At 62.7% G+C, this 22,325-nt stretch carries 15 protein-coding genes; 5 read left to right on the plus strand and 10 right to left on the minus strand.

Features of this window, described 5'->3' with window-relative positions; genetic code table 11:
• Positions 1 to 54 precede the first annotated feature (54 nt).
• The 5 genes from repC to NKH70_RS30570 all read left to right on the plus strand — a co-directional run bounded on the left by repC (position 55) and on the right by NKH70_RS30570 (position 4,492).
• The gene (gene repC, locus NKH70_RS30550) at positions 55 to 1,260 is read left to right on the plus strand and encodes a plasmid replication protein RepC (protein ID WP_353027017.1); all 1,206 of its coding nucleotides are present in this window, start codon (positions 55 to 57) and stop codon (positions 1,258 to 1,260) included.
• 117 nt (positions 1,261 to 1,377) lie between these two features.
• Positions 1,378 to 1,647, plus strand: coding sequence for a type II toxin-antitoxin system Phd/YefM family antitoxin (locus NKH70_RS30555; RefSeq protein WP_353027019.1), 270 nt, complete (start codon positions 1,378 to 1,380; stop codon positions 1,645 to 1,647).
• A 767-nt stretch (positions 1,648 to 2,414) separates the two neighbouring features.
• The gene (locus NKH70_RS30560; RefSeq protein ID WP_353027021.1) at positions 2,415 to 3,413 is read left to right on the plus strand and encodes a DUF1403 family protein; all 999 of its coding nucleotides are present in this window, start codon (positions 2,415 to 2,417) and stop codon (positions 3,411 to 3,413) included.
• A 4-nt stretch (positions 3,414 to 3,417) separates the two neighbouring features.
• The gene (gene scpB / locus NKH70_RS30565; RefSeq protein WP_353027023.1) at positions 3,418 to 4,107 is read left to right on the plus strand and encodes an SMC-Scp complex subunit ScpB; all 690 of its coding nucleotides are present in this window, start codon (positions 3,418 to 3,420) and stop codon (positions 4,105 to 4,107) included.
• A 259-nt stretch (positions 4,108 to 4,366) separates the two neighbouring features.
• Entirely contained in the window at positions 4,367 to 4,492 is a 126-nt protein-coding gene (locus tag NKH70_RS30570; RefSeq protein WP_353027025.1) for a hypothetical protein, read from the plus strand.
• A 128-nt stretch (positions 4,493 to 4,620) separates the two neighbouring features.
• Here the strand turns inward: NKH70_RS30570 and NKH70_RS30575 are convergent, their stop codons facing one another.
• The 10 genes from NKH70_RS30575 to NKH70_RS30620 form a co-directional block, all read right to left on the minus strand.
• Positions 4,621 to 4,893, minus strand: coding sequence for a hypothetical protein (locus NKH70_RS30575; RefSeq protein ID WP_353027027.1), 273 nt, complete (start codon positions 4,891 to 4,893; stop codon positions 4,621 to 4,623).
• A gap of 518 nt (positions 4,894 to 5,411) precedes the next feature.
• The gene (locus NKH70_RS30580) at positions 5,412 to 6,818 is read right to left on the minus strand and encodes a DNA phosphorothioation-associated putative methyltransferase (RefSeq protein WP_353027029.1); all 1,407 of its coding nucleotides are present in this window, start codon (positions 6,816 to 6,818) and stop codon (positions 5,412 to 5,414) included.
• On the minus strand, positions 6,815 to 7,282 hold the full coding sequence (locus tag NKH70_RS30585) for a class I SAM-dependent methyltransferase (protein ID WP_353027031.1): 468 nt from the start codon (positions 7,280 to 7,282) through the stop codon (positions 6,815 to 6,817). The genes NKH70_RS30580 and NKH70_RS30585 overlap by 4 nt, the downstream gene beginning before the upstream one ends.
• Positions 7,283 to 12,634: an FtsK/SpoIIIE domain-containing protein gene (locus NKH70_RS30590; RefSeq protein ID WP_353027033.1), complete on the minus strand. Its 5,352-nt coding sequence runs from the start codon at positions 12,632 to 12,634 to the stop codon at positions 7,283 to 7,285.
• A complete protein-coding gene (locus NKH70_RS30595; protein WP_353027035.1) occupies positions 12,621 to 14,252 on the minus strand; it encodes a hypothetical protein in 1,632 nt (543 codons plus the stop codon). The genes NKH70_RS30590 and NKH70_RS30595 overlap by 14 nt, the downstream gene beginning before the upstream one ends.
• Positions 14,252 to 16,102 (minus strand): hypothetical protein, encoded by a 1,851-nt coding sequence (locus tag NKH70_RS30600; RefSeq protein ID WP_353027037.1) that lies wholly within the window; start codon positions 16,100 to 16,102, stop codon positions 14,252 to 14,254. The genes NKH70_RS30595 and NKH70_RS30600 overlap by 1 nt, the downstream gene beginning before the upstream one ends.
• A complete protein-coding gene (locus tag NKH70_RS30605) occupies positions 16,102 to 16,926 on the minus strand; it encodes a phosphoadenosine phosphosulfate reductase family protein (protein WP_352631259.1) in 825 nt (274 codons plus the stop codon). Before NKH70_RS30605 ends, NKH70_RS30600 begins: the two co-directional genes overlap by 1 nt.
• Positions 16,923 to 20,108, minus strand: coding sequence for a hypothetical protein (locus NKH70_RS30610; RefSeq protein ID WP_353027039.1), 3,186 nt, complete (start codon positions 20,106 to 20,108; stop codon positions 16,923 to 16,925). Before NKH70_RS30610 ends, NKH70_RS30605 begins: the two co-directional genes overlap by 4 nt.
• Entirely contained in the window at positions 20,105 to 21,004 is a 900-nt protein-coding gene (locus NKH70_RS30615) for a DUF4007 family protein (protein WP_353027041.1), read from the minus strand. The genes NKH70_RS30610 and NKH70_RS30615 overlap by 4 nt, the downstream gene beginning before the upstream one ends.
• A complete protein-coding gene (locus NKH70_RS30620; RefSeq protein ID WP_353027043.1) occupies positions 20,989 to 22,272 on the minus strand; it encodes a cysteine desulfurase family protein in 1,284 nt (427 codons plus the stop codon). The genes NKH70_RS30615 and NKH70_RS30620 overlap by 16 nt, the downstream gene beginning before the upstream one ends.
• Positions 22,273 to 22,325 lie beyond the last annotated feature (53 nt).

The following is a 22,325-nucleotide window of genomic DNA, read 5'->3' on the forward strand; positions in this document are numbered from 1 at the left end:
AAGCGTCGTTTCGGCGAGCGGATTTCTTTTGCCTAATCGAAGGCGAAGGAAGAGATGGAGACGGGTATTGCAACGACGCCCTTTGGGCGGCGGCCGATGTCGCTTGCCATGCTGGCAGCGCAAAATGAGTCACGTGAGATCCCCAAGGGCAGGGTTGTCGACAAGTGGCAAATCTACCGCAACCTCTGCGAAGGCAAGAGCATCGTCGGCATCGGCGATCGCGCTCTGGCCGTTCTGAATGCGTTGCTGTCATTTTTCCCGGACAGTGAGTTGAGCGAGGAGAACGGGCTCATCGTCTTTCCCTCGAACGCCCATCTGTCGCTCAGGGCGCACGGAATGCCGGAGCCAACAGTCAGGCGACACCTGGCGGCTCTTGTTGACTGCGGGCTGATTATCCGTCGGGATAGCCCGAACGGCAAGCGCTATGCGAGGAAGGGGAGGGCAGGGGAGATACAGGAGGCATTCGGCTTCTCCCTGGCACCCCTGCTGGCCCGTGCTTACGAGTTCGAGGCGGCGGCCGAGCGTGTTCGTGCCGACAACCGGGCACTCAGGCTTATGCGCGAGCGGATCACCTTGCACCGCCGTGACATTCACAAGCTCATCGAGGCGGCCCTTGACGAAGATGTTCCGGGCGACTGGGGAGGCCTGTGGAAGCGTTTCCGCAGCGTTGTGGAGGCAATTCCGCGCCGAGCCTGCACTGCCGAGCTCGAACAGATCGTAGCCGATCTTGCCGCATTGCATGAAGATGTGGTTAAGCTGCTGGAAAGCCATATGAAATCCACGAATCCGAGCGGCAATGACTCCCAAAACGAGCGGCAGCAATCTGATTCAAATACCGACTCTACTTTTGAATTTGAACCTGCTTTAGAGAAAAGCGGGGCGACGGCCGAGCCAAGGACGAGGCCCGCAGAGGCGCCGAAAACATACCCGCTGGGGATGGTGCTGAAGGCTTGCCCCGAAATTGCGGATTATGCCGTCGACGGGATCAGCAATTGGCGCGATCTCATGATCACCGCCGCCCAGGTGCGGGGATATCTGGGTGTTTCGCCGTCAGCGTATGAGGAAGCCTGCCATGCGATGGGCCAGGAGATCGCGGCGGTGGTGATTGCCTGTATTCTGCAACGTGCTCAGCACATCAATTCCGCCGGCGGCTATCTTCGGGCGCTGACTGATAAGGCCAAGACGGGGGCGTTTTCGGTCGGGCCGATGCTGATGGCGTCGCTCAAGGCCAACGGCGCCACAGCAAGGATGACGGGATGATGATCGCCAAATCCCGCAGCTTATCGCTTTGCGCCCAGCTCAAGCGCGAATTACGATGGCCGGCTGATACCTGTGGAACGGAAAACCCGTATCTTCCGGAAGAAGAGAGTTCAGCCGATGAGCACCACCGTCACCGCCGCCGCCGTCTCGAAAAACTTCGGCGCCTATCAGGATGCCGCGGTCCGCGACCCTGTCATCATCACCAAGAACGGCCGGCCTCGCACCGTGCTGCTGGCTTACGAAGATTTTGTCCGGCTGTCGAAGCGCGACCGCCGGGTCGATCTGACCGCGGAACTCAGCGCCGACGAAATCGCCGCTGTCGAAGCCGTCGAAATGGAGCCGGGCCTTGACCATCTCAACGGCGAGCTTCCTCCGGCAAAGGTCTGACAGCAAAAAATGCTGCCGGCTGAAATCAAGGTCGGTCACGTCTTCCGCTATTCGTATCTCTGGCATTGGCAACACCGCGAGGAGCGCGAGGATGCCGCCACACGGCCATGCTGGTGCTAGCGCTGGTTACCATGTAGGAGGACGGCTCCCCGGTCGTCCGCGCCCTGCCGATCACCCGTACACCACCGTCCAATCCCGATGATGCCAGATGCCGGCCGCGGTCAAAGCGCTTGCGGCTTGACGGTGAGCGGGCGTGGATCGGTTTGACGGTGCCAACGTCGAGACAGTCGATCTGATTTCGAGATAGGGTGGTCGGCGTCGGATTCGAGGTCGAGACAGATGGAAGGACGCCCTCCGGCTATTTCCAGCGCTAGGTGTGGTCTTGTTAAACCTGACGCGGTCCGCGCGCCACGGCGGCCAGCGATTCCGTAAGTTCGGTCGTGGCGCGGCGCCCAATTATCCTAGCAATTGTGGAGTGCGACTCCTATTTTGCAAGGAAGTATCGAAGCTCACGCCGCGTCGAGCGTCCCAGCATGGCGGTCAGATCATCCGGCAGCACCGCCTCTTCTGAGGCGGAGCGGCGTGTTTGTTGCCGTCGCGGTATGCTTGCTCTTGCCCAACGCGTATTTCCGGGTTTTGATCGACGAGAGAGAGCATCTCCTCTAAAAAGATCAAAACGAAAGGCTACGGTTTATCGTTCGTTTTTAACTGTCGACGGGCACGGCGGCTTTCGGCCATTTTCGTTGCCAGAAGCGCCGCGATGATTCATGCTGTCGACGATGATTCTGCGCCCGAAACTGCTTCGCCATGGACCTGTGGTCGTCACCTGTGCAGCCCCGGCTGCGCTGGCCACTCCCGTGCCGACCTGGCTGCGCGCCGCGGCGGCCGGTCCGGACTCGATTGAAGACACTGCATTTGCCGCGGCCGCGGCGCTGACCGCCCTCGACGCGGTGGTGCGCCGGCAGGAGCGATGGGCCGGCGCCTGGCGGCGGCGGCTGGCACTCGCGGCAGCGGCGGCAAAGGCCAAACGCGCCGGCCGGGTCGAGGACGAGGCGGCGCTGCGCGACGCGCTGGTGCTCACCCGTCCCGGCGACGACGTTGGACCCGCCGGCCGTATGCTGCTTGCCTGGCGAACGCTGGCATCGCGTCCGGTCGCGACGTTGGTCAGCGAGGCGGTGTTAGTCGATGTCGCGGCGGATCTGGGGAGCGCGCTTGACGAGGCGGCGGCCGGCCAAATCGGTGACGAAATCCAGGCGATAGCTGGCGCGGTCGGTAATGCAGTCGCTGGCGCGATCGCCGCGATCGCCGTGCTCGAGCGTCATGACAGTCGCGCCGCGCGTGAGCTTGGACCGTGGCTTGCCGACGCTGTTCTGGCCGACCGGCTAGGGTGGGCGCATGCGGTGCCCCTGTCCGGCTTGCACCCGGTGGCGGGCGGTCGTCGGTTACCACATGCCGAACGGCAATCCGGGCAGGCGTCCCGGCAACGCATTTGGGCGGCTTATGCGCAGGCGGCGCTGCAGGCGATGGATCTTGCGGCCGAGCTCGGCCGCCGCGCCGACCGCCTGCTGGCTGTCGCCCCAAAACTGCGGGCGAAAGGGGCGGACAACGTCGTCGAAAAGCTGCTGTCCGACGACGCGATCGTCGCATCCGAAAAGATCGCGGGCATGAGCGACCGCGGCCTGCGCCGCCTGTTCGACCGGCTGATCGAACTTGGCGCCGTGCGCGAGCTGTCCGGCCGTCCGACCTTCCGCATCTACGGGCTGTGAGACCATGGAGCAGGCGAGGGGGAGAAGGGCGAAGGAGCGGCCAGATGACCACCTGTTCGACCGCGAACTGGATCACCTGCCGCCAGAAGTACGTTGGCGCGAATGGATGAACCGCGTCGAAGCAACCATCTTCGCTGCCAGCGAACCGGTCAGCCGCGAGGTGCTTACCCGCATCGTCGGCAAGACCTGCAGCATCGACCTTTTGATCGACGACATCCGCGAGGAGCTGCGGGGCCGGCCCTACGATCTGGTCGCGGTCGCCAACGGCTGGAAGCACCTGACGCGGCCGGCCTATGCCGACGCCATCCGTAGCGCCGTAGGCTCTAACGAACGCGCCGTCGACCTCACGCAATCCGAAGTGCTGGTCTTGATGTGCATTGCCTTGTTTCAGCCGATCACGCGCGCCGAACTCTCGTCATTCTTCGGCAAGGAGATCAGCCGCGACCTGATCGGCAATTTGCGCTCCTTCGGCCTGATCGCCTCAGGCCCCCGAAGCCCGACGCCCGGCGCGCCCTATACCTATGTGACGACGAAACAGTTCCTGCTGGAATTCGGGCTTGAAACCTTGCGCGACCTTCCCGACTTCGAGGCTCTCGAGGATGCGGGGCTGCTGTCGAAGGAAAAGCTTCTGGCGGGCGAAATCATGCCGGGGTTTTCGGGCCCCGGCGAGAGTGATGCCGACGCCGACGAATAGAGCGCCTGTGCCTGGCCGCACGACCGCCATCGTCACAGCGGCTGGCCTGAAGGAGCATGACCGTCTCACCCGGGGTGCCCTCAGTCCCACGCGAAAGCCAAGCTGGCTCGTCTGGCGCGGCTCGGTTTGGTGACCGTCACGAAAGGCAAAGAGTTCGATATTCGCGTCGGGCCGGTCGCCATGACCTTTTATGAAAACGTTTGGTTCCCCATCAAAGAAGAATTTGCCAAAAAATCGGCAAGCATGACGGAGGCATATCATGAGCAAGAATATACTCAACTGTCTGGCCGCTCTCTCGCTGATCGGGTTGGTTTCGGTTGCGGGCTATCAAAATGTGCTATCGATCGGCTACGGACAGGGAACGATTTTCCAGGCCGCCCCGTAGCAACGGACAGGGCACCGTCGTGAGTCCGGACTGCGATGGATGAAGGGCAGGGTGTGGTCGTCTAGACTGATCCGGCCTCTGAAAATGCCCCTCGAGACGCCAATTTTCGCGTCGGCGATGAGCTCGGCCTACGACAGATCGTTGCAAGATAAAGCCAATGCCGTAACGGCGGTTTTTGTTTTCTGCCTGCTCGCGCTGAGCATCATAGTGGTGCTGTTGGTCGCATGGCTTAGATCTGAGGCGTCGAACGAAGACAAAAACAAAGCAATGGCCGCCAATATGTTGATGGCCAGTGTCCTTCCGACCAAATTGTCTCGATTATTGACGACTTGGGGGATGATCTGTCTGTGCAGCGCATATTCAGGAATGTGTTTGCCTTCGCGCCCGACAATGGCGAGCATCTAATCAGTCACTACATGAATCGCAATCTATTCGGACGGATCGAGGCAATGAACCTCGCTATTACCGATCGTCGGCGGGACAACGAGCGGTCTTAAGACACTGGGCGATCTCTATCGCGAGGTTAAGCACCTCAACGCAGGGCGTCCGGTACGGTCCACGATAAAAATAGAGTTATGTAGGTCGCTTGCGCGGGCATAACCGGTCCGGCTATGGGCGTCACCTCAGGGTTTAGGTCCCGAGGCTACCTTGTCACAAACAGCCGCTGTCAACCCAAATGTTACGCTGACCTGTCGCCGGGTTTGTTACGTCACGCCGGGGTATACCCTGCCGTGACGGCGAAGAAATAGCTGCCGACCTTCTTAGGCTCGGCCGGTTAGAAACGGACAATGCCCAGGATATTTGGTAGTACGGCCTGCTTCTATGACACTCGTGTGCGAGGGGCTTAGCGCGCACGTGGGAGAAGTGTCGCAGACTGTGGTGGTAATAGCGCAACTTTGCACAGTAAGGCGCCCCGCAGTCACATTCGGACTAGCACTCGATCTTCGTCGTAACCGCCCGATTTGCGACGATCCGCTTCGGCCGACCGCTGCCGCGACAGAGAGGCCATCCCGAAGACGTCCGCCTTGCGGACCAAGACGCGGGGGTCGTCGCGGATGATCACGTCCTGCCGCTTCAGGTCGATCATGATCGACGTGCTCGTCTCCGGAAACGGCTGGCGCTTGGCCGTGAGAGAAAAGAGTGTCGTGCGACGGCGCAATGGGTCTAGCCGGACGATATGCTCGTGGTCAATGTCACCCGAAAGGTGCACCGCGCACCCGACGTAGCACCTGAGCACACCCTCCAGGTCGACGACGCGTCGGCTGTTGATAACCAGGCGACCATCCTCGTCGATCGCCCCGAGGCCGTTATCAGCGGCGCGGCGCATGGCGGCTGCGGTCCGCTGTGGATCCGCAAGAGCATGAAGGTATTCGAGCGTCTGCTCGGCAAATTGCTGCTGACTGCCGAAGTGATGGCGGATGTCCCGCACCATCGACGGGCTAGGACGGTAGGCCGAGCGTGAGCGGTTAAGGAGATTCAGCGCCTGGTGGACCAGCAAGTCCTCACGGCGGTCGGCTGCCGCCCGCTCGAACAGCCTCTCGTCGATGCGAGTACCCTGGCTGACGTCTTGCGCTCTCGCGAATGAGACGCGCTCCGCCGCAAGCAGATCATGCACATCGGACGGCACTTCGTCGGGATGGGGCAGCCGCCCGCGCTGCAGCGCGAACTTGGCGATCGCGTCGATCGCATTCGCGATCCTATCGGCAAGATGGGGTTTGGCGCTTAACACTTTTGCCCGACGGTCGGTCCGGTACTTGCTCGTGGATGCCCGCCGCCCACGCCGTCGTTCGAGCAGGAAGTCCTGCTCGTCCTCAGGCGAGCGGAACAGCGCGAAGATGCCAGGCGCCAGGGCGATCGGCTCGACACCGGCGGTTTGGGTCAGCACCACCTTGAATTCAGACTGCTGAAAGTACTTCTGGAAGGTGCCGCGGGCGGTCAGGTAGCCGTCCCCGAATCGCCGTAGGCCGTCTACGGGTACCGCGCCGACGATCAGAACCGAGACGAGCAATACGCGGCGAGCGAGCTCCCACGCCGCTTTGAGGGCGACCACCCGCTCGGCCGGATCCTCGATTACGTTCAGGACGAAGCCGAGGTTGACGATCTCGGCATCCTGCAGGCTTATGTCGGGCGCGAAGTGGGGATCCCATCCGGTGGCCTCCACGCCCGCTACCGCGAGCGCCCGAAGGTCGTCGCCCTGCCCGCACCCATAGTCGAACACCGTGACCCCTGGCCGGATGAGGCCGTGCCGCACGGCGAGGGACATAGGCTGCGACAACGTGTGCCGTACCATCGCGGTGCGATGACGATGGACGGTCGCGCTGGTCATGCGGGCACCACCTCATCGCCGACGACGGCGAGGCCCGCCTTAGCGAGCCGCTCGGTCCACGCCTTGCGTCGCCCGATGGCATGGCTGTCCTTGAACATGCCCTTCGCCACGAGTTTCCGAGTCCTCTCGGTCCACCGGGCCACCCGCGGATCGTGCGGCATCAGCAACTGCTCCTTGCGATGGAGGACCAGCGGATTGTTAGATCGGCTGAAGTCTGTCCGAGTGTGCCGGCCTGTTGCAAGGTCCACCCGCGTCGAAGCGATCAGACACGGGAATGCGGCGATGTCGAAGTCCTCGTACTCGAGCAGTCCGACGACATCCCTTTCGACCCGGGCAACATTCCACCGTGGCGGACATGCTGCCGCAACCGCTTGGTCGACCTTCGCTCGCGTTTCTTCCGCCAGACCGTCGATCGCCTCGCGGTGGACGTACAGCGCGCCACGGACGAACTTTCCGAGCACCATCTACCTCCCCGCTTCCTGGCGCGCCTCCAGCCACGTCGCGATTACGGCGTCGGCCAGCTCCTCAACCTCGTCGTCGCCGATAAACGGAACCTGCAGATAGATCTTGTCGTCGGTGTCGAGCTTGGCGATCAGATGCCCCTTGCCGAGCAAGCGCTCAGCACCCGCCTCGCCAAGGGCGATCCGCGAACTTCCCTCGTCGCCTAGGCGTAGGATCATCTTATTGCCAAGGTTCGTCCTCAGCTGCATAGTCATGACGTGGTTGTCGGCCCGCTGATATACCATGAAGAGATGGAAACCGGCGGCACGGGACTTGGTCGCGATTTTGTTAATTAGGCCATCGACCACCTTCTTGAAATCGTCGTCCTGCATCCAGTTGGCGACTTCGTCGAAGAATATTACTATGCGGGGCATCCGCCGGCCGGGAGGCATCTTGCGGTTGTACTGATCAATGTTCCGGCAGTTCTCCCGGCTGATCTCGTCGTACCGCCGGTCCATGTCGCCGACCAGCCGCTCGAGGAGTCCCATCGCCTCCTCTTGGTCGTCGATGATTCCGCCCTTGAGGTGCGGCAGGCGACGGGCCCAAGCGTAGTCGACGCCGCGCTTGGGATCGATCAGGTGCATCTCCAGCTCGCCCGGGCTGTTGAGCGCACACAGATCGAGCATCAGGTTAGTGACGAGGATACCCTTGCCGCTCCCAGTTGTGCCCGAGATTAGGCTGTGGGGTGCCGCACGTTCCTGCGCGATATAGGAGCTGGCCAGCGGCAGGTAGCAGAGGGTGCCGTCATCCTCCTTCTCACCGAGCAGCGGCGAGGTGCGTTGACCGTCGACCGGATCTGCCGCGCGCTTAAGCCAAGCATCGGCAAGGTGCAGAATCGCGCGTGCTGGCCGGCGCAGCCCAATGGCGATCTGACCCGGCATAGGCGATATGCGGACGATGTCGAGGCCGTAGCGCGTGAGCAGATCTGTGCGCTTCCGCTCAAGCCAGGCCACCGTCAGGGTACGGCCACCCACGTACACGAGGCCGGTATTTGGAGTGAGCCGCTGACCCATGACTGGTGCGTCCATACCCTCCGCCTGCAGTGCCGCCCGCAACGCGTCGATCTGCCCAGTCAGCCAGGTGCGGCCCTCCGCCTCGTCGCCAGTGTTGCGCAGGCGGTGAAGGACTTTCATGATCTGCGGGCTCCAGGGGCCAGCGGCGGCGGGCGGCTCGTCCGCGACTTTGACATCGTCCGGCCCTGCGGACGCTGCACCGCTCGTCGGCGAAGGCTTGTTGGGTTCCGGTTCGGGCGTTGGCGGCGGCGGTGCGTCGTCCGACGGCCTATTTCGACCACGGCTCGAGTTACCTTGCGGCGTCGAAGCCACCTTCGATTCGCCAGCTTCGGCTCCCGCGTTCGGCTGAGGCCAGCCGGCAGGTACGTGAATCATTGCGGGCAGCGTGTCGTCGGCGAGGCCGCGAAGAGCCTCAGCCGTCTCTGCTCTGGAGAACACCCACTGAGCTAGACGTCGGCGTTCCGCAATCACTTTCGCCTCGTCGGGTAGATGAGGCATCGGCTCGAAGACGGTGTCGAGCTCGTGGCTGAACACCATCGAATACCCGTCGACCGAGATAGGGAACGTGCCCTCCCGCAACCCCTCAAGCCAGCGGTCCTGTCCGATCCCGCCGACCTGGTCGAACGGTTCCATATGCTCAAGGACCATGTCCGCGAGCCGGTGCCGCCATATGGCGGGATCTAGGTTGGCCGAACCGCCGAGCAGGCGGTGGTTGAGCGCCGTCCACGTCGCTTCGAGCTGGCTGGCCGAACGCTTCCGGTGTTCGGAGATGCCGTCCTGGCCGACATACTTGGCCTCGGCGATCACAACACGGATCTCTGGTCCGTTCGCACCGACGGCTAAGTCGATTGCGAGGATGTCGGCCATCTCGCCGGTCAAATCCAGCCAGTCGCGGTAGTCGTCAAGGAAGAACCATGCGGTCCTGTTCTCGCGATCCACGCGGAGCAGGCGGTCGAGCTCGCGCTGGGAGAGCACGAGGCCGAGGAGTTCGTGCGCGTAGTTCGCCCACTGCGCGCCACGCATCACCACACCGCCCGAGAGCTGTGCCGCGCGCGTGAACAGCTCGTGGCGAAGAGCCGACAGCGTGTCTGCGTCCAGCCCCTGGAGCAGGACGCCGACGTCTGTGTCGATGCAGTCGCCGAGTTCGCGCTCGGTGATCTCGGTCGAGACTATAACGTTGTGCGTCGATCCCGGCACACTGAAGTAGCGGATGATGCGGCGTTCGTCGGTGGCGATGAGCCGCCGATCCGCGACGCGGTCGAAGGTCATCACCCAGTTGCCGAGCTTGTGGGCCTTGGCAAGGATCTGGCTGACCTCTCCCGCCTTGAATTCGACTTCCTGGACGGGCAGCCAGGGTTCCGGGTTGGTCGCCACGTCCCGCATCATGATCGTGCGTAGCGCGTCGACGTATATCCGGCCAGCGAGTGGTTGCCTCGGCGCAGTGAGGTACAATGCGGAAGTAGTGTTCCCCTTCCGAAACGGACGCCGCTTCGAGCGGGCCGTCGGGACGAAGGTGGCGATTTCCTCACTGGTGCCGTCGTCGAACCCCTTCGTCCAGCGCACCTTGCTGCTCCGCGCGATCACGTCCTGCAGGACGACGACGTCGTTCGCCTTCTGGGTTTCCTGCGCGAGCGTCTCGGGGCTGAAGATTCCCACGCGCAGGCGCGACAGGAAGTTACGCGCGGCCTCGCTGGCGAGGCTGGTGTCGATCTCGTGGCTTATGCGACGGTTCTGCCGCTCGTACACCTGGCGCAGTCTGATGGGGTCGTCATCAGTTACCACGAGTTCGCATCTGATCTCGCTGTCGTCCTCGACGCGCCTCGACAGCCCGTTGGCCATGGCGAGCGGAAGGTTCTCGGAATCGGCGTTGAGGATCACCACCGAGAAGTTCGCGCGCTCATGTGGCCGAAGCTTGAGGTATTCGTCGGCAACGCGGTCGAACGCCGCGATAGCCGCATCTGCAGGTTCGTTGGTAACACCGTGCTGCGTGCCGCCAGAGATCGGCTCGAGCAAACTATAGCCCATGATCGCTTGGGTCTCGGCGACAAGCTGCGCATCGAGGCCGGGCAACAAGGCAATGTCGCCATAGTAGGTGCGGCCGAGCGTTGCGATCCGGTCACCGACGAAATCCTCTATCCCGCTCCGCTGTTTGGGATCGCTCATCACGACTGCGGTCATCGCGTCGGCCAGCTGGCGGGCCTTGGCGCCAATCTCAGCGAGCCGCAGCGGGTGCCAGGCAGTCAGGATGGCCGATGGCGTCTCGCCCTCGACGGTGATGAGCCCGATGCTCACCAGCGGCGAGAGAAGGTCCCGGATGCATAGCTCCTGCGGCGCGATGGTCATGACGCTTCGTAGCAGGTCGCCATAGAGTTCGGCTTGGAGCAGTATCTCCTCGGCCCCGATGCCGGTGCCACGCACTAGTGCATCCAGCGCGGCGCCATAGGATGCCACGAACGCGTCGTATGCGGAACGAAGTTCCTGCCCCTGATCTGAGGTGATTACGCCCTGTTCGACGATGGCAGCGAGTGACCTAGGCCAGGTGACGTCGATCCGGTTCTCCTCGCGCCCGGGGTTTGCGAGCAGGCCTTCACTCTGCTGAAACGCGTCCGATACGGAACTTCGCTGCGCGAGGTCCACTGTGCTTGGCGCTGCGCTGCGGCTTGCCCGGTTCTGGTGGATGCGCCCGGAGATCAGATGGGTCGGCTGCGCTGCGTCCTGCTGGCGGATCTGACGCAGGTCGATCGAGAGCGAGAGGCCGAGCGCCTCGGCATGCGGCTTCCAGATCATCTGCGCGCGATTGGCGTGCGGCTTGCTCGATCTGTCCTTCAGGACGACCTCGAGCTCTTCGGGGGTGACGAAGAAGGCTTCGAACTCGAGCTCGGTCGCAGCCTTCCCACTACTCGTGTTCTCCTCCGCGACGTTCTGCTCCCAGCCGTCCTCCCAGCATCGCCCGAAGTCGAGGACGGTGTGCGGCGCGAGCAGTTGGAGGAGCCCGCGGTAGCGGTCTCGCAGATAGCGCAGGATGCGCGTGTTCTTTTCCGATGCCCAGAAGTCCATCTTCTCCGCGTTCCGGAGTCTGATGAACAGAACGCGTGCGACATCGTCACCATCGGCGTCATCCGTCTCAGGGAAGGCGCGATGCGCGAGGCGCAGCATACCTTCGCCGAGGTCTCTCGTCTCGATCGGCGCGCGGAAGACCATTCGCTCCCACCGCTTGTAGAGCTTCGGATCCGTTTGCAGCCGTGGACGATGCCTAGCGAAGAAGTCATCCACCAGCTCGGAAGGCTTGAGATTTTCCTTCGCCAGATCCGCGAGCAGCTCGTCCTCCGCTGCCTTCAGGGTTCCCGGATACTGCCGATCAAAGAACGACTTCGTCTCGCCACCGAACGACTGCTTCGGCTTGCGCTTTGCGTCGCTGAAGAACGGCTCAATGCGATCCCATCCGACTTCGGAAACCGCTTGCTGGCTCGGTGTCCACTGACCGTCATGGACGCCTCGATCCGCGACGAGTGCCTGCAGCTTGTCGTGCACATCGTCGTTGAGGGTACCATCCCTCTTCATGTCCGCCAGGCGCTGGCGCAGCTCGCCCCTGTTGAGCGGATCGCCGTCCTTCGCGCGCAGGTAGATCGCCGGCTGCGCATCTTCGACGATCTTGCGGAAAAAGCGCGCTGCCGTCTCTGGAGATTCCGTAATCTTCATACGCGGATCGCCACTGTCGCGCGGAAGCCGCAGTGCGGGCAGCGCTGCGCGGACGGCGTTCTCGGGCGCGAGGCCCTTGTCAATTAAGTAGAAGACGACGCTCGACACGAAGTTGCCGATGGTTTCGGCGTCGTGTGCGACGAACGCGCCGAGCACGCCCTCCAGCACGTTGGTGAACTTATTGCGGATTTCGTCAGAACTATGCTTCAGAGCCTCCGCCGACCAGATCGCAGAACTCTGCAGTAGCCACGCCTCATCGATCTTCGAGTTGTGTGCCAGCGTGGGCTCGGTCGCCTTCACCATGTCCGGCGGAACGGTGCAAACGGTGAGCTTCATTCCCGGGGTGGCATGGTTCCGGTGCCACGGCGCTGTCTGGTCGGAGACGATCGCAGGCGATACGTCGCCGACCGCGAGTTGAGGATGGACGAAGACCTCGACCCCACCCCCGTGCGCGGCGGCGTCCTTCGCCACGCTCTTCGCGATGGCGCTCGTAATCGCGGCGTCCATTCCGATGATGCAGTAGAACGCCCTGCCGTTCGACGAATCCCGCACCTCGGAGAGACGGCGTGCCGCGACCTGCCCGATCAGTTCAAGCGTAGACAAGTTGTGCTGCTCCGCTGGTCGTCGTGGCGTTGTGGAATGGGTTGATGACGAAGGCGCAGTCGTCGGACTTCCGATCAAGAAAGCCGAGCACGCGGAGCCTGTCCTCGAGCCGTCGCTCGTTTTCCTTCAAATCCGCAAGAGGCGCCGGAAGGGCGCTTGTCTTCACGTTGAAGGCTATGCGCACCTCTTCCGGGCCGATGACGATATTATATCTCGTCATCAAGCGGTGGAGAAAGTCGCCGAACTCCATCGGTGTCGTGATGTTGGCCAGCACCAGTGCCTCGAGAAACGCGTCGCTAGGCGCATACCATGTGCCCGAGCTGCGTTGCGCTCTGAGCATCCCGATGTGCTTCGCGTGGTTCGAGAAGGTGGAGGTGATCGAATGCCCCTTGCTGTTCTGTGCCTGTGTGCGCAGCTCGGCGAGCTGTTCCTCGGGGGGCGGCATCCAGTCCGGATTGGGTGATCGGCTAGGCTTCCACCGGAAGCGCGTGGCGAGGAGGTCCATCGCTTCCTTCCCGCCAGCCGCACTGGCCAGGACGGCGCTCCAGTGGTCGGAATCCGCGAAGGCGTCGATGAAGGCGCCGATCGCCTCGATCTGCATCGACCGATGGCGCCTGAACTGGTTGGCGGAAAGCTTGCGTATGGGGTTGTTGCCGGTCGCCCCGAGAAGGTCAAGGAAGAACGGCGGTACCGGGACGTTGTCGCCGATGGTCTCCTGGGCGCGTTCCAGGATGTAGAGGATCTGCATCAGCCCGCTAACGCGCTCCAGTGGATCGAGCAGGTTCTCGACCGGGATGTTCCGCAGCGATAGCAGGGCGACCCAATCCTCAGCAAGGCGGTCGTAGCTTGAGGCGCTGGACATCGGAAGATATCCGATGTGCGTGTCCCCAACGGATGCCGTGGTCGGTCCCCCGATACGGCGCGCCAGTCGGTTCCAGGGGCTTCCAGAGTTGAGCAGGCGCGTCTCGATCAGATGGCCGAGCTCGTCTCGCAGCGAGGCGCGGTTAAGCATCAAGTACAGCATCTCGCCCGTACGCCGCATGAACTTACGGTCGAGCGAATTCTTGTCGTTGACGTCCGCGAACAGCATGTCGGGGCCGAGCGGTAGGATGTGCCGTGACGTCCACCGCTTCGCCGACTGGGCCTCAATCTCAGCGGTACGCAGGAGCTCGACCGACCGCGCCATCTCGCCGAACGTGTCAAACTCATCCTGGAGATACCCGAGCTCCAGGCCGGTATAGTCTCGGCTGACTGTCTCTAGCCATCCGTGCCAGCGCGCCTTCTCATCGACCGACTGGCCATTGGCGATGCGGATCACCTCGCGATCGCGGAAGAGCATGTGCCTGAGCTCGTTGTTAAGCCGCAGTCTGTAGGTGATGGCCTCGTGCTCTGCCGACGTAACGGAGGCGACGGCCGTAAATACGGGGTCACCCAGTCCCTTGCGGTGGAAGCAGATGTGCAGCGCCTCGACCACCGTGAGCCAGGGCGATTGGTCATCGTAGAACAGCAGGCCCCAGATCGCGTACTCGCACCAGAGCTTCACGCTGGAGAGGTTCTGGGTCTCGGGCACCCGAACGGCGCCTTCCGCGAGCTGCAGGAGCTGATTCCGGGTTGTCATCAGATCTCGATTCTGTTGGCCTGAACTTCGCCCTGGGCACCGAGCGACAGCATGCGCACGACCTCTGGGCTGGGTTCGTCGTCGACATGCATCGCGCGGATAGCAGCGGTAGCCACCAGCGCGTAGTGGCGTATCTCCTGATGACATTGCCGGGAGAAGCTCGCGGGCAAGCTGCCGTTCGCCACGCGCATCAAGTACTCGAACAGGAGCGGCCGCAGATCCAGCTGCGGCATCTTCGACTGCTCCCAGAGCTTGGGGACAGCGACGCCGAGGGAAGGCCGTAGGGTGACTGGATCGCGTGACAGCTTGACCGAGAGGTTGGTGGAGGAGGTGCGGTCGACGGCCTCGACCGTCGCGACGCGCCCGGAAGGATCGTCCGTCTTGCCGATCGTGCCGGACAGCCAAAGGTGGTTGTCGTCCGAGGCCATCATGCCCGTGAGCGCGCGGTTGAGCCCACGCACCAGGTGACGGGTGAACGCGTCGGTGACGTCCCGTCCCGCATTGGCCTCGAGGACGTCCAGCAGCCCAAGATACTCTCCACCATGATGGAAGATCGTGAGGCGCCAAGGTGTCGCCGCCTCGAAGTTCGAGTGGTCGGGAAACAGGAAGAACGCGCGTCGGCGCTGCGCCTCGAGGCCGCGGCGGAAGTTTCGGATCGCCACATCGCCACCACCCCCACCGAGATACTCTCGCCGAAGAGGGTCGAACAGGTTCGAGCCGTAGGTCGGCTCCTGCCCGAACAGAGTAGCGTAAAGCTGCTTGGGCTCGCGCTGGACGAGCATCGCGTCCACCAGGTTGTTGGTCTCAAACCCGACGCCGAGGACCTCGAAGATTCCAAACACGCGGTTCGCACGGCGCCGGTCATCCCGCAGGTTGCGACCCATCGCGTTGTTGTATGGGTTGGTGCTGCCATAGTCACAGGCTGCGGCGCGCCTTTTTGCGGTAGCGCAGTCTAGCAGTGGGCGATCGGCGTTCTTTGCGTCGCCGAGGATGATGTTCACGACGAGAGTGAGCAACTGCCGAATCGGCACATGCTGATCGTTGGCCGCAGCTAAACGAAGGGACTCGCGTAGCCTGCGGCGGAACGAGGACGGCACCCCGTTGGAAGCCATCAGCAGCGATCGGTTCAGCTGAATGGGACAGGGGTTGTTGCCCGTAGCGACTGCGCATCCGGAGCAGGTGCTATCCCAGTCGGGATGGTCGAGGACGGCGTCGAAGATGGCGTCTACGGTCGCGCTGCTCCACGTCCTGCTGAGGTTCATGAGCCGCAGCGATACGCCATTGGCGGTCTCGCTCTCCGCCCGCAGCATTTCGGTTATGTGTTCATGCAGCATGCGATAGCGTCCCGCCTCGGGCCCACCGGACCGCGCGGCGTCGCGGAAGTACTTCAGCAACTGCCCGTCGTTCGCGGCCACCAGATACAGGCGCTCGTCAGCTTCACCGAGAAGGGCGCTAGCGAAGCTCGCGAGCTCGGCAACCTTCTCGCTATCCGATATCTCGCTCAGGTCGCGGATGACGCGGAGTTCCCTGCCGTCAGGCATCGCGATCCGAAGCACCCCCTCCGCTCCAGGCCAGCCAATCAGCGCGGCTGGGTGGTGGTCCTCGAGGAATCGCCGGATATGGTAGGTCTTCCCGTCCCCGGCCGTTCCAGTGAGGATGACGTTCCTTGCACCGTCGCCGGCAAGCTCCGCAGCGATGTCTTGAAGGCGGGGAGCCGGCGTGCTGATGCTGGCGATACCGTACTCGCCCTCGGCCAGCCGCACGTTCTCGTCGCACAGGCTGTCGGACGTGGCCACGGGCCCGTATGTCGCGAGGAAGTCTACCAGCCTGTTATGGACCTGCGCGTTCATCAGAGATGGCAGACGGCACAGCCGTCCTCAGCCTTCGACCGGACTGCGCGGCGTGGCATGTTCTCCACGTCATCCAGCGAGCGGCCATCGACCCAAGTATACTTGCGGCCCTTCTTCATCGTCTCGTACGCTTTCGCCTTCTCATACAGTTCCGGGTGGCGCTCCTTGAGCCCCTGCCACTCGCCGATCTGCTGGTAGAAACAGAAGTAGCAGCCCGAACGGCTGCGCCACTCGTAGTAATCCGGCAGGCCTAGGCCCGCGCTGTCGAGGATCCGTCCGACCTCCGCGATGTCAATCGCGTCGTCGCGGTACGGATACACGGGCGTGATATTAGGCTTTTCCGAGATTACGACGGGTTTACTGCCAGCCGTGCCGGTCCCGAGGTAGCCAGCCCGGTTCTCGTCCGCGCGGATGCCGATGTAGGAGTACGCCCTATCGCCGCCGATGAAGCGCTCAAATGGGGCGATCTTCATTATCCGCGTGCACCACCTGGCGCGTGGGCTGGGAAGGAAACCGGCGAAGTGTTCAAATAGCGCCACGTCGAATGCCGTGCGCCCTGGCTTCTCCGCCACGTCGAACATCTCCATCGCTGAGACGCGATGTATCCTGACGCCGAGGATGTTCTCGAGTCGGTCGAGATAGCTGATCGTCTCGGGAAGCTCGACGCCGGTGTCGGAGAATACGTATTCGAAATTCACCTCGGGGTTTCGTTGCTTAAGGTATACCGCAAGCGCGGACGAGTCCTTGCCGCCAGAGACAGGCACGATGTGTCGCGCCTCGGTGTCTTTCACCGCGTCGTCGACGTTGGTGGCTAGTAAGCTCATCTTTTCCCCCCCGCTGCCTGTAGGCTACGAACCTGACTGTCTTCGGTCTCGTCGATTTTAACAAGCATTCTAGTGAGTTCTTCCACTCGGGCCTGTACGATCGGCCTCAGCGCGACCGTGGGGGTCTCGGTATCAAGCGCGGCCGCCTCGATCCGCTCCCGTGCGTCGCGCAGGGCCGACCTGAACTGCGCCGAAGTGCGATCGTCCCACTTGTCTAAGCTGCGCTGGAGGAGAATCGAACTGAGAGCGTTCGCGAGCGACTTGGGTGAGAAGCGGCCGTTGACGGCCTCGACGGCCTTCCGCAGCACGGCTCGGTCGACGATGCGGAGGTCGTCGCGACGGTCGAGCGATCCGGCGTCGAAGCAAGCCGCCCATGCTGTCACCGCCTCCAGTGGATCCATGCCGAGATACGTGGATCGAAAGCTTTCCGCGATCACCCCGACAGCTTCCTGCGCGAATTCGTCGCGAAGATGATCGATCTCATTCCTCGCGATTTCAAGCTTCGCGATCAACGTCGGGGAGGGCTGCTTGGCACCAAGTGCTGCGGGCAGGGATTCTAGTAGGAGCTTCACGGGGTCAGAGGTGCTTCCGACTGTCCGCAGCAACCCTTTCGAATACATCCCTAGCTTTTGTGAGCGTCTCGACCCGTCGGGAACGGTGAGTAGCCAACGCGTCAATGCATCATAAGCGAAGCGGACAAGTTCGTCGCTCGCCGTTGGCCGCTCGTGCGCGAAGATATAGGCGATCTCTGCGAGGTACTCACTAAGTTCCGGCGTGGGGTCTAGGACCTGCACGCAGAACCCGTTCGGATTCGATACCATGTTGTCGAACTGGAAGCCTAGCGTATCGGCGACGTACTGGCCGTTGTCGTAGAGCGCCACCGCGCGGGAGAAGTGCTTGAAGCCTGCAGCCATCAGTACCGGGATGACGGCCAGGGGAACGCCCATCGGTGCCGATGCCAAAGTCGACACGAACGTGTGCAGGTTCCGATACGCGCCGCTGTTGCGGCCAGTTGGCACCCGGAAGAAGTCGGCGATGCGTAACCAGACCTCCTGTAGGCCTGGATCGGTGATTCCGTCGGGATCAGCGAAGCGCGTTGATCCGGCGGGTCGAAGCCCCGTGTTCTCGATGACAGTGCGGTATATCGACCCTTCCGCGCTACGATCGCCTTCCTCATAGCCCAAACGCACTCGATCGGAGCGTTCGAGGATCGACCCGACGACGCGAACGCGCGCCGTCTGCATCGTGCGCGACGCAGTGCTGCGCATCAGCTGCTCGTTCGCAATTGTGGGTGTCTTGTGGAACCATTGGCTCAAGAGGCGCGACGCCGCCATAGAGCCTGGCCGTTCCGGCGAAATGTCCAGGCGTTGGCCCAGGGAATACCAGGTCGCAGCGGTGGCGCGGGGATCCAGTAGTCCCCGTAGAAGTGTCGCCAGCTCCTCGAATGCGACCGACTGGAGTTCGTCGATCTCTGTCGTCACCATCGGATCCGAAGCCACAAATTCCTTGTCGCCGCGAAGTGCCTCGATCGATGTCAACTCTATCGCGGCACTTTCTGCAGCGAGCGGCCTGTCGGGAACCACGATGATCGCCTGCATGCTGGACTTCTTCGCCAGCTTCTGCGCGGCCGCGATGTCAGCCTTGTCCTCCGCAAGCACGTAAATGATCGTGTTCTCGGCGCGGTCGCCGTCTTCAAGCAGCCCCGCTAGTTCGTCGACTGAGGCGTAGCGTCCGATCAGAAAGCGGTTCACGCCGAATTCGGCGTTATGTCTCGGTGCACGAAGATGAGGCGCGGGAAAGCGGTCTTCCAGGAAGGACCGGAGATCGAAGGCGCTCGAGCGCCGCTCCCGTTCCTCGCGTACGCGGATCGCAACGTCGACGTCGGCGCCGTGCCAGACCGCCACGTCGTCGGTGTGCCGGCGCCAGAGCAGTAACTTGGCATCAAGCAGCTCGTCGACCGCGTCCGCGACTTCTGCGGTGGGGAGTTCTGTCTCGGCCACCGCTAGCTGGAGAACGTCGCGTGGAAGGCGCTGTCGTACGCCACTGGTTCCAAGCTGCAGAAGGCAGGCAGCCGCGAGGAGCATCCGCTGGAGCGCGGTGTCCGCCCTCGACCGCGCGCTCTCGGTTTCGATCCAGCGCCGATAGGTGCCGCCGATGCCCACATCGGTCCGCATGGCGTCCGAGAACGCCGTGTACACCGCCTCAATGTCGACCTTACGCGTTAGATCGATCTCACGCAGGAAGGAGAAGAGGCTGCGTTCATTTTGCCCGACCCGGGCGACCAGCGTCGGCAGCACTTGCAACGCTCCGGCTGATAACGGCCTGACGTCGTCAAGTATCGCACGCGCCTTACCTGCGTCCTCGATGCCGTCGAGCCACTTCCACTTGACTACCTCGTCAGCAAGGGCCGCAGTAACGGGAGCCATGATGCCTGCTATCTTCGGCGGACGCATTTCCGAGACGACGTCGGCGATAAGTCGGTAAAACTCCTGGCTGTCCTCGATCATCCGAAAAGGTCGGAACCGCCCTTCTATCTTGCGCCACTCGCTACGCGAGGTCTCGTTCAGGCGTGTGGCGTATGCGAGGAGGTTCTGGTGGAGGAGCAGCGTGAGGCTCATAGTGGGGCCGGACGCACGCGCCACGCGCTCAGCGAGACGCTGGACGACGTCTAGTTCGCCCGACCGCCCATCAGCCACCAGCCCTTCGAGATGTCGGCCGAACTCATCCCATATGATCGCGACGTGATTCCATCCTCCGTCGCGCATCGCTTTGCCGAACCCATCGAAGCTCTTTGGCGGCTGAGCCATTCCAAACGCCTCCGCGAGCGCGGCGATCGGATCGTCGATCATCCCCGACAGGACGATGACGCGTCCCTGAACAGACGTCGAGATGCGGTGGCGCAACGCCCCCCCAACTGTGGGATCGACTTGATCGGTGCGCTCCAAAACGGCGGCGAGCGCGCGGCGATCGTCAGCCGAGTTACGGATCGCCAACGCCGCGACACCGGCAGCCAGGCTCTTCCCGCTGCCATACGGCGCGATGACCATCGTGGTGGAACCGCGTTCGGCTATCGCGGTGATGATGGGAAGCGCGCGGCGCGTCGGACGATAGTGCCCGAACCGGTCAGGATGCTCCAGATCCTCGATAAGACTGAGCGAGCGGAAGAAGTCAGCGCCAATCATGCTCCCGCCTCAAGGCGGAAGTAGTAATCGCGAAGCCAATGCTCGATCGGCCTTATCGTGGCCCGCAGATACCGCTCTCCGGCGAGCGTCTCGACGACGACTCCCTTTGTCCACATGGCACTGGATGCCTTGCCAACCATCTCGTCGACGGCGTCAAGTCCGGCGCAGAAAACGCGGCCTGGTCCGAAACGGAGCGTCGCAAGTTCCCGCAGGGAGACTGCATCTTTGCCGGTTTCCTTGGCCAGTAGGGACGAGCAGGCGAGGAAGGCCTCTGCCGGCAGGCCAACTGGTGTCCGAGTGCGCTCGTACCGCCGCACGAGTTCATGACGCATGATGAGACCCAGTTCGCGGAACGGGCATGCCCCGACATCGTCGGGATCAACAACATCAACCCCCGGTCGCGCGGCATAGGCGCTCAGCAGGCAGGCCACGTCCTTGATCGCCATTGCCTCGCTTGCTGGTCGCATCGCCCTGGTGCGGGTAAACTGGAGGAAACCTTCCACGCAGGCCGCGCGATCGAAGATGCGCTCGGAATAGTCGTTAAAGAACCAAGACCAGATCGTGCCCTCGCGCGTCGCAAGAGCAAGATGAAGGAACCACCAGGTGCCTGGCAGCTCACAATAGGGATCGTGGGCGATGACGAGATCCGCGATCTCTGACGGCACGCGCCCGGTCCGGGCCTCGCCCTCGGCATCGCGCGCCAGGCCGGTAGCCTTGAGCCAGAAGCCGAGCGACTCGACCATCTTTGAGCCGAGACCGAGATCGTCCCCAACGTCGGTACTGGGATGGAAAGCCCCATCCTGACGCATGCGCGACAAGCCTTTTGGCAGCCAGCCGTACCGCACGGGGAACGTGACGTGCCCGCCATAAGAGAAGCGCATCAAGCTCGTGTCCACGCGACGCTCCTCAGGTGTTCGACCGAACCGGCAATGATCGACACCGCCTCGTCGATCTCTGTTTCTGTACTCAGCACGGAGAGCGAGAACCGGACTGTCTCAAACGCCTCGCTCTCTGACAGACCCATCGCGATCAGCACGTGCGAGGGTTCTGGCCGCCGGCTGGCACATGCCGAACCCTGCGACGCCGCGACACCGCGACTGTCCAGCTGTGCGATCAGTGACATCCCGTCAATCCCAGGAAACCTTACGCTGGAGATGTTGGGCAGGCGTTCTGCAGCGGCTCCAAGCCTTACATCAGGGATCGCGGCGCGTAGTGCGGCTTCCAGTCGATCGCGCAGCGCCTTCATTTGGTCGACGGATTTGCTCAGCCCATCAGCACGCTTGTTGCACGCGGCCCCGAACCCGGCGATCAGGGGAACGGCCTCGGTGCCGGCTCTGAGCGCGCCTTCCTGATCGCCCCCGACGAGCAGGGGTACGAGCGACACGCCTCGCCCTGCCGCCACGATCGCTCCTATCCCCATGGGCGCATGCAGCTTGTGCCCGGAAACTGTGACCAAGTCTGGACCGACGCCCGGAGAAAGATCAATGGCCAGCTTTCCGAATGCCTGCGCGGCATCTGAGTGGAACGTGGTCATTGGACGTGTCGCCAGCAACGCAGCGATTTCCTTGATCGGCTGGATCACGCCGGTCTCACTATTCGCGTATTGGATCGAAACGAGAAGCGGCCCCCGTGCCCCAGTGACCAAGGTTTCAAATCGGTCCAGGTCTACGATACCCGCACGATCGACTGGAAGGTAATGGAGGGTCGCACCGATCGACGAGGAGCGCACGGCCGCTCGGAGTACCGACGGGTGCTCGACGGTGCTGGTGATGACTGTAGTCGCTGCAACGCCCGCGAAGACGGTGTTGTTAGCCTCGGTGCAGCCGGACGTGAAGGTCACGCCCTCCTCCTCCGCACCGGTTATCAGCGACAGCACACTATCGCGCGCGCGCGTCAGGATCGCGCGCGAACGGTCTCCGAGCTCATGGGCGCTCGCCGGATTGGCCGCGCCGCTACGGAGCGCGGCGATAACTGCTTCGATCACTTCCTCAGTGGGTGCAGTGTTCGCAGCGGCATCCAGGTTGATCACCTTCGCGGTGCCGGACGCCGAAAATTCATTACCGATCCCGATGTTTAGCACTTCATCCCGCCATCCCCCGAACGTTCGATGGCTTATAGGATAGGCCTCTAGCACCGCCAACGATCTATCTGCGCCAGTAGTCACGGGACCGCTTCGGCGATTCCGTGATCTAGGAAGATATCAGGGATCGTCTCGTT

It is taken from the genome of Mesorhizobium sp. M0991 (assembly GCF_040318915.1).
GTDB lineage: Bacteria > Pseudomonadota > Alphaproteobacteria > Rhizobiales > Rhizobiaceae > Mesorhizobium.

Excerpts from the sequence above, each read along its gene's own strand:
- scpB (WP_353027023.1), top strand. The coding sequence starts at position 3,418 with ATGGAGCAGGCGAGGGGGAGAAGGGCGAAGGAGCGGCCAGATGACCAC.
- NKH70_RS30575 (WP_353027027.1), bottom strand. The coding sequence starts at position 4,893 with ATGCTCGCCATTGTCGGGCGCGAAGGCAAACACATTCCTGAATATGCG.
- NKH70_RS30580 (WP_353027029.1), bottom strand. The coding sequence starts at position 6,818 with ATGACCAGCGCGACCGTCCATCGTCATCGCACCGCGATGGTACGGCAC.
- repC (WP_353027017.1), top strand. The coding sequence starts at position 55 with ATGGAGACGGGTATTGCAACGACGCCCTTTGGGCGGCGGCCGATGTCG.
- NKH70_RS30570 (WP_353027025.1), top strand. The coding sequence starts at position 4,367 with ATGAGCAAGAATATACTCAACTGTCTGGCCGCTCTCTCGCTGATCGGG.
- NKH70_RS30605 (WP_352631259.1), bottom strand. The coding sequence starts at position 16,926 with ATGAGCTTACTAGCCACCAACGTCGACGACGCGGTGAAAGACACCGAG.
- NKH70_RS30610 (WP_353027039.1), bottom strand. The coding sequence starts at position 20,108 with ATGATTGGCGCTGACTTCTTCCGCTCGCTCAGTCTTATCGAGGATCTG.
- NKH70_RS30560 (WP_353027021.1), top strand. The coding sequence starts at position 2,415 with ATGCTGTCGACGATGATTCTGCGCCCGAAACTGCTTCGCCATGGACCT.
- NKH70_RS30585 (WP_353027031.1), bottom strand. The coding sequence starts at position 7,282 with ATGGTGCTCGGAAAGTTCGTCCGTGGCGCGCTGTACGTCCACCGCGAG.
- NKH70_RS30555 (WP_353027019.1), top strand. The coding sequence starts at position 1,378 with ATGAGCACCACCGTCACCGCCGCCGCCGTCTCGAAAAACTTCGGCGCC.
- NKH70_RS30600 (WP_353027037.1), bottom strand. The coding sequence starts at position 16,102 with ATGAACGCGCAGGTCCATAACAGGCTGGTAGACTTCCTCGCGACATAC.
- NKH70_RS30595 (WP_353027035.1), bottom strand. The coding sequence starts at position 14,252 with ATGACAACCCGGAATCAGCTCCTGCAGCTCGCGGAAGGCGCCGTTCGG.